This is a genomic window from Streptomyces canus (assembly GCF_030815415.1).
Classification (GTDB): Bacteria; Actinomycetota; Actinomycetes; order Streptomycetales; family Streptomycetaceae; genus Streptomyces; species Streptomyces canus_F.
Genome location: NZ_JAUSWW010000001.1, coordinates 6,511,966 through 6,525,389 on the forward strand (window position 1 = coordinate 6,511,966; position 13,424 = coordinate 6,525,389).

The 13,424-nt window shown below is 70.3% G+C and carries 9 protein-coding genes and 1 pseudogene; 8 read left to right on the forward strand and 2 right to left on the reverse strand.

The features are described from left to right. Positions 1-383: 383 nt before the first annotated feature. From QF037_RS30145 to QF037_RS30180, 8 genes and pseudogenes are all read left to right on the forward strand, one after another. A complete protein-coding gene (locus QF037_RS30145; RefSeq protein ID WP_307030546.1) occupies positions 384-4,397 on the forward strand; it encodes an amino acid adenylation domain-containing protein in 4,014 nt (1,337 codons plus the stop codon). Positions 4,398-4,475: 78 nt separating this feature from the next. Beyond that, positions 4,476-5,084, forward strand: coding sequence for a serine O-acetyltransferase EpsC (gene epsC, locus QF037_RS30150; RefSeq protein WP_307030547.1), 609 nt, complete (start codon positions 4,476-4,478; stop codon positions 5,082-5,084). Positions 5,085-5,538: 454 nt separating this feature from the next. Next, positions 5,539-6,156: pseudogene (locus tag QF037_RS30155) on the forward strand (ATP-grasp domain-containing protein); the annotation flags it as partial. Positions 6,157-6,165: 9 nt separating this feature from the next. Next, positions 6,166-7,407, forward strand: coding sequence for a cysteine synthase (locus tag QF037_RS30160; RefSeq protein ID WP_373463976.1), 1,242 nt, complete (start codon positions 6,166-6,168; stop codon positions 7,405-7,407). Continuing rightward, entirely contained in the window at positions 7,404-8,669 is a 1,266-nt protein-coding gene (locus QF037_RS30165; protein WP_307030549.1) for an ATP-grasp domain-containing protein, read from the forward strand. The genes QF037_RS30160 and QF037_RS30165 overlap by 4 nt, the downstream gene beginning before the upstream one ends. Before the next feature lie 79 nt (positions 8,670-8,748). Then, positions 8,749-10,005, forward strand: coding sequence for an ATP-grasp domain-containing protein (locus tag QF037_RS30170; protein ID WP_307030551.1), 1,257 nt, complete (start codon positions 8,749-8,751; stop codon positions 10,003-10,005). A 9-nt stretch (positions 10,006-10,014) separates the two neighbouring features. Continuing rightward, positions 10,015-11,280, forward strand: coding sequence for an MFS transporter (locus QF037_RS30175; RefSeq protein ID WP_307030553.1), 1,266 nt, complete (start codon positions 10,015-10,017; stop codon positions 11,278-11,280). An 84-nt stretch (positions 11,281-11,364) separates the two neighbouring features. Continuing rightward, positions 11,365-11,817, forward strand: a complete 453-nt coding sequence (locus tag QF037_RS30180; protein WP_266826971.1) for a cupin domain-containing protein — start codon at positions 11,365-11,367, stop codon at positions 11,815-11,817. Between the two features lie 92 nt (positions 11,818-11,909). Here the strand turns inward: QF037_RS30180 and QF037_RS30185 are convergent, their stop codons facing one another. Next, a complete protein-coding gene (locus QF037_RS30185) occupies positions 11,910-12,458 on the reverse strand; it encodes a nucleoside deaminase (RefSeq protein ID WP_307030555.1) in 549 nt (182 codons plus the stop codon). Positions 12,459-12,489: 31 nt separating this feature from the next. Then, positions 12,490-13,326, reverse strand: coding sequence for an LLM class flavin-dependent oxidoreductase (locus tag QF037_RS30190; RefSeq protein ID WP_307030557.1), 837 nt, complete (start codon positions 13,324-13,326; stop codon positions 12,490-12,492). Between the last annotated feature and the right edge of the window lie 98 nt (positions 13,327-13,424).

Here is a 13,424-nt window from a genome sequence, read left to right on the forward strand (position 1 = left end):
CGGGGGGTATTGAAAGGTATGTTCGCGAAACCCAGTGGTAGATCACTGAGCTTCTGTTCGCGATGTCCCGGGTCGGTCTGAGCGCCTGTATTGCGCCCCGTGGTCGCAGGGAGTTTCCCCGACCGTCGGCGACCGTTCATTCACATCCAAGCGCTTTCTGTCTGACGTAAAGCCAGAGAACCGTCCTTTGTCGCGCCCTTCTCGATTCTGAGACAGGGGAATTTCCCGTGCGCTGATCGAGGTCGACTCCGGCTGCTGACGCTGACATGGTCTTGCCCACCCTTTGGCAGGTCCATGCCATTCCTTTGCCTTGCCCAAACGCACTCACAAAGTGACTAATTCCAGGTTCGAGGATGATGGCGACAACGATGGGGTCCGAGGAATTGTCCCTGCCAGACATGCTGCGCGCGGCCGCGCTCGCCCGACCCGATCGGACCGCCGTCTCGTGCGGCACCCAGCGACTGACCTTCCGGCAGCTCAGTGAACGCGCCGAGACCCTGGCCGGTCATCTGCGCGGCCTCGGAGCGACGACGGACGAACCCGTCGGGATCTTCATGGATCCCTCCGTCGACCTCATGGCGAGCGTCTGGGGCGTCCTGCACTCGGGCGCCCCCTATCTGCCGCTGTCGCCGGAGTACCCGGACGAGCGCGTCCGCTACATGATCGCGGACTCCCGGACCAAGCTCATCCTGACGGACGAGTCCCTGGTCTCCCGGCTGTCCGCGCTCGCTCCCGCGCACACGCAGATCGTCACCGTGGCCGGGGCGAGGGCCTCCCGGGACGCCGTCGCCGGTCCGCCGCAGCCCCCGCACGGCGACACCCTGGCCTACGTCATCTACACCTCCGGGAGCACGGGCAACCCGAAGGGCATCGGTATCGAACACCGCAGCATCGTCAGCCAGATGCGCTGGCTGGCCGGTGAACAGGGCCTGGACGAACGCCGGACGGTGCTCCAGAAGACCCCGCTGAGCTTCGACGCCGCCCAGTGGGAGATCCTCGCCCCGGCCTGCGGCAGCAGTGTGGTGATGAGCGAACGAGGCGTCTACGCCGACCCCGGCGGTCTCCTCGACCTGATCCAGACGCACCGGGTGACCACGCTCCAGGGCGTGCCGACCCTCCTCCAGGCGCTCGTCGACTCCGGACGGCTGTCCGACTGCGTCTCGCTCACCCAGCTCTTCAGCGGCGGCGAGGCACTCACCAAGAGCCTGGCGATCGAGCTGCTCGACGCGCTGCCGGACGCCGAACTGGTCAACCTCTACGGCCCCAGCGAGACCACGATCAACGCCTCGTCCCTCACCGTGGACCGCGACACCGTCCAGCACGGCCCGGACCACATCGCCATCGGCCGGCCCGTGCACGGCATGAGCTTCCACATCCTCGACCCCGCCCGGCGGCCCGTGGCGCCCGGCGAGTCGGGTGAACTCCACATAGCCGGGCGGCAGTTGGCCCGGGGCTATCTCAACAACCCCGACATGACCGCCGAACGGTTCATCCCCAACCCGTTCGCCACCGACCCGGACTCCGCCCGCCTCTACCGCACCGGCGACCTGACCCGCTGGAACGACGACGGGACCGTGCAGTTCCTCGGCCGCACCGACAGCCAGGTCAAACTGCGCGGCTTCCGGGTCGAGCTGGACGAGATCAAGGTGTCCATCGAGAAGCACGACTGGGTCAAGCGGGCCGCAGTAGTGGTCCGCGACGACACGCGGGTCGGCGCCAACCTCATCGCCTTCGTCGAACTCGACCCGCACCGGGCCGCGGTCATGGACCAGGGCAACCACGGCGCCCACCACCAGTCCAAGCAGAGCAAGCTCCAGCTCAAGGCCCAGCTCGCCGATCTGGGCGTCCGCCAGGAGCACGGCCTGCCGTTCATCGAGCTGCCCGGACGTGCCGCGACGCCGGATCAGCGGCGCACGGTCTTCGCCCGCAAGACGTACCGCTTCTACGAGGGCGGCGACGTCACCCGGCAGGACCTCCTGCGTCTGCTCGCCCCCGCGACGGACCAGGTGGCCGCGCCCCGGGACCCGGACACCCTGACCCTGACCGAACTCGGCACCCTGCTGCGCTGGTTCGGCCAGTTCACCAGCGGTGAGCGGCTGCTGGCCAAGTACGGCTACGCCTCGCCCGGATCGCTGTACGCCACCCAGCTCTACCTGGAGCTGTCCGGCATCGCGGGCCTGGAGGCGGGCCACTACTACTACCACCCGGTCGAACACCGGCTCACACTGATCGGCCCGGCCGCCGCCGGGGAGCCGAGGCTGCGGGCCCACTTCATCGGACGCCGCTCGGCCATCGAGACCGTCTACCGCAACAACATCCAGGAAGTCCTCCAGTTCGAAGCCGGTCACATGGTCGGCCTCTTCGACCACGTCCTGCCCGCCTACGGGCTGCGGATCTCCGCGCGCCCGGCGGAGCCGGCGGTCAAGGACGTCCTGCGCTGCCCGGACGAGGACTACTACCTGGCCTCGTACGAGATCCGCACGGCCGCCACCGAGGCCGAGCCCGCCGCGGTCGACCTGTATGTGCAGGCCCACCCGGGCCGCGTCGCCGACCTGGCCGACGGCCAGTACCGCTACCACGCCGGCGAACTGGTGCGGGTGTCCGACGAGTTGGTCCGCAAACAGGATGTCATCGCCATCAACCAGGAGGTCTACGCGCGTTCGAGCTTCGGGGTCAGCATGATCGGCAGTGCGCCCGAGGCATGGCAGCGCTATGTCGACCTCGGCCGGGAACTCCAGCGCCTCCAGATGAACGGCCTGGACCTGGGGCTGATGTCCTCCGGGTACAGCTCCGAGACCGGCAACCCGCTGCCCTCGGCCCGGCGCATCGCGGACCTCGTCGGCCTGGGCCCGGACACGGCGTCCTACTTCGCCGTCGGCGGCCGTATCAGCGCCCAGCAGCGGCTCAGCGAGGGCATGAAGGAGGACTCCGTGCACATGCGGGGTCCCGCCGAGATCATCAAGGACAACCTCGCCGCGGCCCTGCCGCCGTACATGGTGCCCAACCGGGTCACCGTCCTCGACGCCTTCCCGCTCACCCCCAACGGCAAGGTCGACCACCAGGCCCTGCGCGAGCTCGACAAGGCCGCCGTCGACGACACCGAGGCACCCGTCGTCCCGCCGCGCACCCCCACCGAGGAGGCCATCGCGGCACTGTGGGGGAAGGTGCTGAAGCAGGAGCGGGTCTCCATCCGCGACAACTTCTTCGCCTCCGGCGGCCATTCGCTGACCGCGGTCTCCCTGGTCAACCGCATCAACCAGGAGCTGGGCGCCGCCCTGCCGCTCCAGGTGCTGTTCGACGCGCCGACCATCGCCGAACTGGCCCGGCGGGTCGACCGCGAGCCCGCCACCGCGGCCTCCCGGCTGGTGCGGCTGCGCGCCGCGGACGGCCGTCGGCCGGTCTTCTGCTGGCCCGGTCTCGGCGGCTACCCGATGAGCCTGCGGCTGCTGGCCGGCCGCCTCGACCTGGACCGGCCGTTCCTCGGCGTCCAGTCCTACGGCATCAACGCGGACGAGACCCCGTACGAGACGTTCGCCGAGATGGTCGCCAAGGACCTCGAACTCGTCCGGCGGGTCCAGCCGGCCGGCCCGTACACCCTGTGGGGCTACTCCTTCGGGGCCCGGCTCGCCTTCGAGGCCGCCCACCAGCTGGAACAGGCCGGCGAGCAGGTCGACGAGGTGATCCTCATCGCGCCCGGGAAACCACCCGTGGAATTCCTCGGCGACGCGGCCGGCCGGACCTCGACCGGCTTCGACGACTCCACCTTCGTCTCCATCCTGTATTCGGTGTTCGCCGGAAACCTGGAGAAGTCGGCGGTCGAGGAATGCCTTGCCGCGACACACGACGAGGAATCCTTCATCGCCTTCGTCAGCGACCGGTTCGAGCACCTGGACCGTGAATGGGTACGCAGGATCGTCGGCGTGGTGCGGCGGACATTCCTCTTCGAGTACGACCCTCACGAACTCGCCGAGCGCACCATCGCCGCGCCGGTCACGGTATTCAGGGCGACCGGCGACCAGGAATCGTTCATCGACTCCGGTGAAGCGCTTACCACCACACCTCCCGCGCTCCACCGACTCAAGGCCGATCATTACGAGTTGCTGCGCGCGAACGGAATAGACGAACTCGTCGGCGCCATAAAGGCCGCACGACTCACCAGAAAGGTCACCGGAGTGCCGCACGTCAGCATCAAGCATTTCCCCAACAACCTCGAGGCCGAGCAGGTCACCGCTCTGGTCGACGCGATCACCAGTGCTGTCCGGACGGCCTTCGCGGTCGACGAGGGCGCGGTCTCGATCGCCCTCGAACCGGTGGCCCAGGACGCCTGGAACGAGCGGGTGTACGTCCCGGAGATCGAGAACGGCGCCGGAAACCTGGTCAAGGCCCCCAACTACTGAGCCGGGCGCCCGGATCCGACGCTGCCCACCCCCACCAGGACATGAACCACCTCAGGACATGAACCACGGAGGACCGCGATGCGCACAGTGATCACCAGGATGAGGGAGGACCTCGCCGTGATCGTCGCGCGAGACCCGTCGATCCGCACGCGCGCGGAGGCCCTGCTGCACCCCGCGCTGCCCGCGGTGTGGACCCACCGCGTGGCCCACGTCCTGTTCACCCGTGGGCACCGTCAGACCGCCCGGCTCCTCGCCTACCTGGCGCGCGCCTTCACCGGTGGCATCGAGATCCACCCGGGCGCCCGGCTCGGCCGGCGCGTCTTCATCGACCACGGGGCCGCCGTGGTCATCGGGGAGACCGCCGAGGTCGGCGACGACGTCACGATCTTCCACCAGGTCACACTCGGCGCCGTCGGCTGGTGGAAGGACGGACGGCGCGAACCCGGCGCCCGCCGCCACCCCGTCGTCGGCGACCGCGTGGTCCTCGGCACCAACGCCATCGTGCTCGGCCCGGTCACCGTCGGCCACGACGCGCTGATCGGCGCCGGGGCGCTCGTCCTGGGCGATGTGCCCCCGAAGGCCCGCGTGATGGCCCCCGCCGCCGAGATCGTGTCCCGGCCCTCGGCCGCGGACCGCGAGGACGCGGACCAGTTGCTGCGCGCCCTGGCCACCTCCGGGTGCTGGTGACGCCCAGGTCACCGGCCCCACCCCATTCGTCGCAGTACCCCGCAACGTTCGCCGCATCTCAACCCGACCACGTGTCGGCACGCCATCGGAGGCACAGATGACTCACGTCGGTGTACTGGAGAGCAACCTCTCCGGTTCCGGCTTCGAGGGCCTGCAGATCATCAAGGAACTCGACTGCCGGGTCACGTTCTTCACCCGCGACCTGGACCGCTACCTCGAAGTGCCGGGCGGTCCGGCCTACTTCGAGAAGTACGTCGACGAGATCGTCCACTGCGAGACGAACATCCTCGAGGAACTCCTGCCGCACGTGCACCAGGCCGGTGCCGAGCACCCCTTCGACGCGTTCCTGACCCTGGCCGAGTACGACGTGGTCGTGGCCGCCGAGGTCGCCGTCCTCCTCGGGCTCCCCACCGTCAGCGTCGACGGCGTCGCCACGTCCCGCAACAAGGCGCTGATGCGCCGGCGCTGCGCCGAACTCGGCGTCGCGATACCGGCGTTCCGCACCGTGCAGACCCCCGCCGAGGCGGCGACCGCCGCGGCCGAGATCGGCCTGCCCTGTGTGGTCAAGCCGGCCGACGAGACCTCCAGCGCCGACGTCCGGCTGGTGGAGACCGCGGAACAGGCCGCCGAACACGTCGAGCTGATCCGCTCCCGCGTGGAGAACACCCGCGGCCAGAGCCGCTACCACGAGCTGATGGTCGAGGAGTACCTGACCGGCCCCGAGGTCAGCGTCGAGGTGCTCGCCGACGGCGACCGGTACGAGGTCCTCGGCGTCACCGACAAGTCGGTCATCGGCCAGGGCTACTTCGTCGAACTGGCCCACAGCTTCCCCTCCAGCCTGCCCGACAAGCTGGTGGGTGCCATCGGCGACCTGGCCGTGGAGTCGCTGCGCGCCTGCGGGTTCGACCTGGGCATGGCCCACGTCGAGATCAAGGTCACGGAGTCGGGGCCCAAGCTCATCGAGATCAACCCCCGGCCCGCCGGCGGCAAGATCACCTACCTGGCCGACCGCGCCCTCGGCATCAAGTCCCTGGAGCTGGTGGCCCGGCAGTACCTCGGTCAGCCGCTGCCGGCCCAGGTCGTGCCCGAGCACCCCGTCGCCGGCGCCGCCATCCGCTACCTGATCGCGCGGCCGGGCCGGGTGGTGTCGGTCTCCGGCCAGGAACGCGCCGCCGCGCTGCCCGGCGTGGAGGAGGTCATCGTCAAGCCGAAGCCCGGCGCCGTGCTGCGCGAGCCGCGCCGCAACGGCGACCGCGCCGGCCATGTCCTCGTGATCGCCGAGACCGCCCAGCTCGCGGCGCGGACCGCCGAGGCCGCCGTCAAGGAGATCGACATCCGGACCGAGCCGGTCACCGCCCGCCCGGTCGCCGACTCCCTCGTCGACCTGATCGGCCGCACCCCGCTGCTCCGGCTCCCCGTGGACCGCGTCCTGGCCGGGGTCCCGGCCGAGACCGAGGTCCTGGCGAAGCTGGAGCTGTTCAACCCCTGGTCCAGCAGCAAGGACCGGGCCGCGCTGTCGATGCTGCGCGGCGCCGAGGAGCGCGGACTGCTCACCCCCGGCAACGGCACCGTGATCGAGGCGACCTCCGGCAACACCGGCATCTCGCTGGCCGCCCTCGCCGCCGCCCGCGGCTACCGCTGCGTCATCGTGCTGCCCGACAACGCGACCCAGGAGCGCGTCGCCATGCTCCAGTCGCTCGGCGCCGAGGTGGTGCGCACCCCGCACACCGGTGGCTACCAGGCGGCCGTCGACAAGGCCGAGGAACTCCACCACGAGACCCCCGGCTCCTGGTTCTGCTGCCAGCACGACAACCCCGACAACACCCGGGCGCACTACGAGTCGACCGGCCCCGAGATCTGGGCCGACGCCGAGGGCCGTATCGACGTCTTCGTCTGCGGAGTGGGCACGGGCGGCACGCTCAGCGGCGCGGGACGCTACCTGCTGGAGCGCAACCCCGACGTACGGATCGTGGCCGTCGAGCCGGCCGGCTCGCCGCTGCTGTCCGGCGGCGAGCCCGGCACGCACACCATCCCCGGCTTCAACGGCGGCTTCATCGCACCCACCACGGAACGCGAACTCATCGACGAGGTGATCGCGGTCGCCGACGCCGACGCCCTCGACACCACCCGGCGGCTCGCCATGCAGGCCGGCCTCACCGTCGGGGTCTCCTCCGGCGCGGTCGTCCACGCCTGTGGTGTGGTGGCCGCCCGTCCCGAGAACCGGGGCAAGCGCATCGTGACCCTGCTCCCCGACACCGGCGAGCGCTATCTGAGCCTGCTCAGCCGCGTCGCCGAGGAGCAGGCGGCCGGGGGCACCCGGTGACGGCGCCCGTGGACGTCCGGCCCCGCCTGCTGATGGTGATGCCGTACCGCCAGTTCGTCCGCAAGGCACAGGACGAGGGGTTCTGGGTCGGCGCGATCTGGGACCCGCGGCTGGAGTCGCCCGAGTACCTGGACGACGTACGCGCCCTGGCGGACGTGTTCGTCACGGCCGACTTCCGGGACGAGGCACTGCTGCGCCGCACCATCCGCGAGGCGGCGAAGGAGCACCGCGCCTCGGTGATCTACCACATCGGCCGCGAGGAGACGATGGCCGCCGCCTACGAGGTGGCCGAGGAACTGCGCATCGAGGTCAACCCGGCCGAGGCCGTCCGGTTCCTCACCGACAAGCACGCCATGCGGGACCTGCTCGCCGAACGCGGACTGTCCCCGGTGTCCTTCGAGGCGGTGGCGACCCGGGGCGGGGTACCGGACGCGGTCCGCCGCATCGGCCGCCCGGCCGTGGTCAAGCCGACCGCACTGGCCGGCAGCCGGGGCGTGTTCCTGTGGCAGGAGGAGACGGACCTCGCGGTCTGGACGGCACTCGTCGAGCAGTACGACTACGACGGTCCGTTCCTGGTCGAGGAGTATCTGCGCGGTCCCGAGTACAGCGTGGAGACACTGAGCCGGGACGGCGAGCACCGGATCGTCGGGATCACCGAGAAACTGCTCGGCGCGCCGCCGCTGTTCGTGGAGGCGGGGCACGTCCATCCGGCGCCCCTGCCCCCGGAGCGCCGGCAGGCCGTCGAGGACCTGACGACCGAACTGCTCACCGCGTGCGGGTACCGGTTCGGACCCGCGCACACCGAGGTGATCTGGACCGAGGCCGGCCCCCGCATCGTCGAGTCGCAGGCCCGGCTCGGCGGGGACCGGATCCCACGCCTCATCCAGCTGGCCACCGGCCTCGACATCGAACAGGCGATCTTCGCGAGCCTGGCGGGCACCCCGGCCGGGCCCGCGGAGGCGACCGCGACGGCGGTCGTCCGGTTCTTCGCCTTCCCACCGGGCCACGTCGACGAGATCCGCGGTCTGGAGAAGGCCGCCGGACTCGACTACGTCGACGAGCTGAGCCTCAAGCTGCACCCCGGCGACACCGTGACGGAGGTCCGCGACTCCAAGAGCCGGCACGGACACGTCATCGTCTCCGGCGCCTCGCCCGGCGAGGCCCGCCGGCGGTGCGCCGAGGTGCTCGCCGCTCTCGAGGTCGTCATCGACGGCACGCCCGTACGAGCGGACCACGCCGGAGCGCTCGGGGCGGCCGTATGAGTGCCGTCGGTCACGACTCCCCCCACCCCAGAAAGGCAGCGGCCATGCAGTGGTCCGAACCAGTAACCCGGAGGTCCCCATGACCACCCCCGCCCCCGACGCGCAGGTGGTGTTCGTCGGCTACAACGCGGCCTACCTGCGCGCGATCGACGCGAGCGTCCCCAGCGGGTCCGTCGTGGTGATCGAGGAACCCGACATCATCCGCAAGCGGGAACTGTCGGACGCGGCGGCCCGCTTCGACTGCCTGGACCGCATCGTGCCGGCGAGCTACCAGCAGTCGACCGAGGCCCTCGACCTGGCGGCCGAACTGACGGCCGTACGCCCCGTGGCCGCGGTCGTCCCGGGCCTGGAGTACGCGGTCCCGGCGACGGCCGCGCTGGCCGAGAAGCTCGGGCTGCCGGGCGCGACCGAAGCGGCCGCGCAGGCGCTGCGGGACAAGGTCCGGCTGCGCGAGGTCACCGGTGCCGCCGGCGTGCGCAATCCGCGCTGGCGCGAGGTGTTCGGGCCCGAGGACATCCTCGACTTCGCCGGTGACGGTCCGGTGGTGGTCAAGCCGGCGAACCGGCAGGCGAGCGTCGGCGTGCAGCTGCTGGACTCGGTCGACGCGGCCTCGGCGGCGCGCGCATGGGAGCGGACCTCGTCCGCGGCCGAGTACGAGCAGGTGCCCGACCGGGAGCTGGCGTGGCGGTTCCTCGCCGAGGAACGCCTTCAGGGGCCCGAGTTCAGCGTCGAGGCGCTGGTGCGGCAGGGCGAGATCATCTTCCAGAACGTCACGGCCAAGACCGTGATCCCCGGGCCGTACCCGGTGGAACTCGGTCATCTGCTGCCCGCCCCGCTGGACGAGGACACCCAGAACGCGTTCGGCGCGGCCATGCGGGCCCTGGTCGACGCCACCGGCTACCGGACCGGCATCCTGCACGCCGAGTGGATTCTCACCGACTCCGGTCCGACGCTGGTCGAATGCGCCGGCCGCTGCCCCGGCGACTATCTGATCGACCTCAACGACCTGGCCTACGGCACCCGGATCAGGCTGACCCTGATCGACCTGCTCGCCGGCCGTCCGGTCACGCTGCCCCGGTCGGCTGAGCAGACCTCGGCCATCCGATTCCTGGCCGCCGGGCCCGGCACCGTGACGGAGGTCTCCGGCGTGGCCGAGGCACAGGAACTGCCCGGCGTCCGGGTCGTGGAGGTGGACGTCGCGGCGGGCGACGAGGTCCGGCCGTGGGCGTCCTCCTGGGACCGCGCCGGGCATGTCATCGCCACCGGGCCGGACGCCGACAGCACGCTCCGGCGCGTACTCGACGCGGACGCCGCCGTCCGCATCACGACCGAGTGAGGACGGAACATGTCTGATCTGTGGCAGCGCGTCCGAGGCTGGCGGGGGTCCGTCCCCGGCGGCTCGGTCGGCCTGCGGCTGGCCGTGATGGCGATGATCGACGCCGTCGGCACCGGCGCCTTCCTGGCCGTCTCGGTGCCCTTCATCACCAGGTCCGTCGGCCTGTCGGAGGGCAAGCTGGGCCTGGGCCTGACCCTGTCCGCCGCCATCGCCCTGGCCACGGCGATCCCGATCGGCATCCTCGCCGACCGGATCGGTCCGAAGAAGGTCCTGGTCGGGGTGAGCCTGTGGCGGTGCGCCTGCTTCGTGGTGTACCCCTTCGTCCAGAATCTGTGGCAGTTCCTCACCGTGGTGTGTCTGCTCGGCCTGGTCGACAAGGCGGCGGCACCGATGGAACAGGCCCTGGTCGGCCAGGCGACGGAGGCCGAGGACCGGGTCAGGGTGGTCGCGGTCCTGCGGGCCCTGCGCAATGTCGGCTTCACCGTCGGCGCCCTGCTCGGCGGGATCGGGCTGCTCATCGACAACCGGGCGGGATACGCCGCGATCCTGCTGCTCAACGCCGTCTCGTTCGCCGTGCTCGCGACTCTGGCCGCCCGGCTGCCGGTGCTCAGCGCGCCGGCGAAGAGCCTGCGCCGCCGGTTCTCGATGAGCGTGCTGCGCGACGGATCGTTCCTGTCGTTCACCGGGATCAACGCCGTGCTCACCATGCACATGACCCTGTTGAGCATCGGCATCCCGCTGTGGATCGTCGGACACACCGAGGTCTCGTCCGCGATGATCGCCCCCCTGGTGGCGGTCAACACCGTGCTCGCGGTCGCCCTCCAGGTGCGGGCCAGCCGGGACACGGAGACCATCGCCGGCGCGTCCCGCGCCCTGGTGCGGGCCGGTATCTCCCTCGCGCTGTGCTGTCTGCTGCTCGTCGCGGCACCGAAGCTGCCGGTCGTCCTGGCCGTCGGGGTGCTGCTGCTGGCCATGATCGCGCTGACCGGCGGCGAGCTGTTCCAGTCCGCCGGCGGCTGGGGCGGTTCCTATCTGCTCGCGAAGCCCGGCCAGGAAGGCGTCTATCTGTCGGTCTTCTGGCTCGGCGTGGCCATTCAGCAGATCGCGGCGCCGGTCCTGGTCAGCGTGGTCGTCACGACCGGCACCACGGGCTGGGTCGTGCTGGCCGCACTGTTCGCCGTCTGTGGATTCGCGGCCCCGGTCATCGGCCGGTGGGCGCAGGCACAGGCGGACAGCAGGCCGCGGCCGGAGCCGGAGCCGGCTGCGGCCACGTAACCACCAAGTCCAGCCCGTCATCCGGGCGTTCCTCTGATCACCACCCGCTGATCACGACCTGATCAGGCACAACCAAGGAGAATCATGTCTGTTCCGCTCTATGTCCCCGCAGGCGGCGGCGAGTACGTCGACATCCGGGACACGAAGAGGACGTACCTCAAGCTCACCACTCCCATGTCCAACGGTGAGTTCGGCTTCTTCGAGCACCACATGGCCCCGGAGGCGAAGGGCGCCGCCCCGCACATCCACAAAGAGTCCACCGAGATGTTCTACGTGGTGAAGGGCGAGATCGAGTTCACCATCGGGGACGAGAAGGTCGTGGGTGAGCCGGGCGCGTTCGCCTACGTCCCCAAGGGGGAGCCGCACGGCTTCACCAACCGGGGCAGCGAGGACGCCACCCTGCTGATCATGTTCTACCCGATCTACGACCGCGAGGACTACTTCCGGGGTCTCGGGCGCCTGACGGCCAACGGCCGCAACCCCAGCCTCGAGGAGCTCCAGGAGCACATGGCGAAGTACGACCAGTTCATGTGCTGACCCGGGGACCCGCGGACTCGCGGATCTGTGGGAACGGCCGGGGCCCGGCGGCGGAATCCGCCCCCGGGCCCCGGCCGTAGGCCATGCCCTCGTCAGCTCGCCGGGCTGTCCGGGTTGCGGAAGCGCCACTGCAACTCCCGTACCTGCTCGGCGAATTCGGGAACGGGGCCGACCACCTCGAGGCCGGGCACCACGTCCTGGACGGTGAGCGGAGCAAGCGGCGAGGTGACGGCCACGCCCCACTCCGCCTTCCAGTCCCGGGCCTGCTGGGACGAGCTCGCGTACACGATGCGGCCCAATCCTGCCCAGCCGTGCGCGGCCGCGCACATCGGGCAGTGCTCGCCCGAGGTGTACACGGTCGCCGCGGCCCGCTCCTCGGGGCTCAGCCGGGTCGCCGCCCAGCGGGCCAGCTCGAACTCCGGGTGCGCGGTCGGGTCGCCCGTGGTGGTCTCGCGGTTGCGCTCCTCGGCGAGGATCGTGCCGTCCGCGCCGACCAGCACGGATCCGAACGGCCAGTCGCCGGCGTCCACCGCCTCGGCCGCCAGTTCCACACAGCGGCGCAGATAGGGCAGTTCGGCCTCGCCGACGGTGGTGGCGCGGTCGGTGTCGTTCTCGGGCAGGCCGTGGGTGTCGAGGGTCACTGTCACTCCGTCTGTCGTGGGGATGGGTCGGTTAGACACGGTGCGCGGCCACGGTGGCCAGCGCCTGCCACGCCACCTCGGGGCGCAGCGTCTCGTCCGGATCACCGTGGTAGGGGTCGAGCAGCAGCGTCTGGGCGCCGGCGAGGCGCAGCCGCTCGATGTCCTCGAGAATCTGCTCGAGGGTGCCCTCTCCGGCACGACGATCGGGGTGGTCGATCGGTTTTTCCGTGATCCGGAGATAGATACGCGGTGCCAAATCCGGGACGGGTCGATCAAGCTCGGCGGAAATGCCCTTCAGTCGCTCCAGCGCCTCCTCGAACCAGGGCATCGTGAACCGCAGGGGATGCCACGGTGTGCCCAGGCGCACGGCTCGGCGAATTGCGGCGTCGCTGTTTCCGCCGATCCAGATCGGAATCTGCCCGCAGCCGTAGTCGGCGTCGTTTTCCCATGCCGTACGAAGGGTCCGCAGGAGTTCGTCGGTGAGTGCGCCACGCCGTTCGAAGGGGACGCCGAGCGCCTCGAACTCCTCCTTGGCCCAGCCCACGCCGACCCCCAGGATCAGCCGCCCGCCGCTGAGTTGTTGCAGGTTGGCCGCCATGCGGGCGACCAGCAGGGGGTGCCGGTACGGGGCGATGAGAACGGTTGTACCCAGTTTCACCCGGGTGGTGATTCCGGCCAGCCAGGCGAGTGTTGTGACAGGTTCGTAAAATGGTGCCGGATATTGCCGCGCGACATCCGGGGTGATCGCCACGTGGTCGGAAACCATCAGCAGGTCGAAACCGAGGCCCTCCACGGTTTTGGCCCAACGGGCGAGGTTATCCGGATTTGTTCCGGGTCCGAAGTTGGGAACATTCACGCCTATCTGCATGGGCGCCAGACTAGCAAGATCTCATCGGCCGGTGGGCGGCAGAAAAGAGATTCCCGACCGGTTGCCGAACCGGTGAATCGAGCGGAGTTCAAGAGGCG

What these genes read in the sequence shown, in the direction of transcription:
- epsC (WP_307030547.1), top strand. Translation starts at nt 4,476, where the DNA reads ATGCGCACAGTGATCACCAGGATGAGGGAGGACCTCGCCGTGATCGTC.
- QF037_RS30170 (WP_307030551.1), top strand. Translation starts at nt 8,749, where the DNA reads ATGACCACCCCCGCCCCCGACGCGCAGGTGGTGTTCGTCGGCTACAAC.
- QF037_RS30175 (WP_307030553.1), top strand. Translation starts at nt 10,015, where the DNA reads ATGTCTGATCTGTGGCAGCGCGTCCGAGGCTGGCGGGGGTCCGTCCCC.
- QF037_RS30180 (WP_266826971.1), top strand. Translation starts at nt 11,365, where the DNA reads ATGTCTGTTCCGCTCTATGTCCCCGCAGGCGGCGGCGAGTACGTCGAC.
- QF037_RS30190 (WP_307030557.1), bottom strand. Translation starts at nt 13,326, where the DNA reads ATGCAGATAGGCGTGAATGTTCCCAACTTCGGACCCGGAACAAATCCG.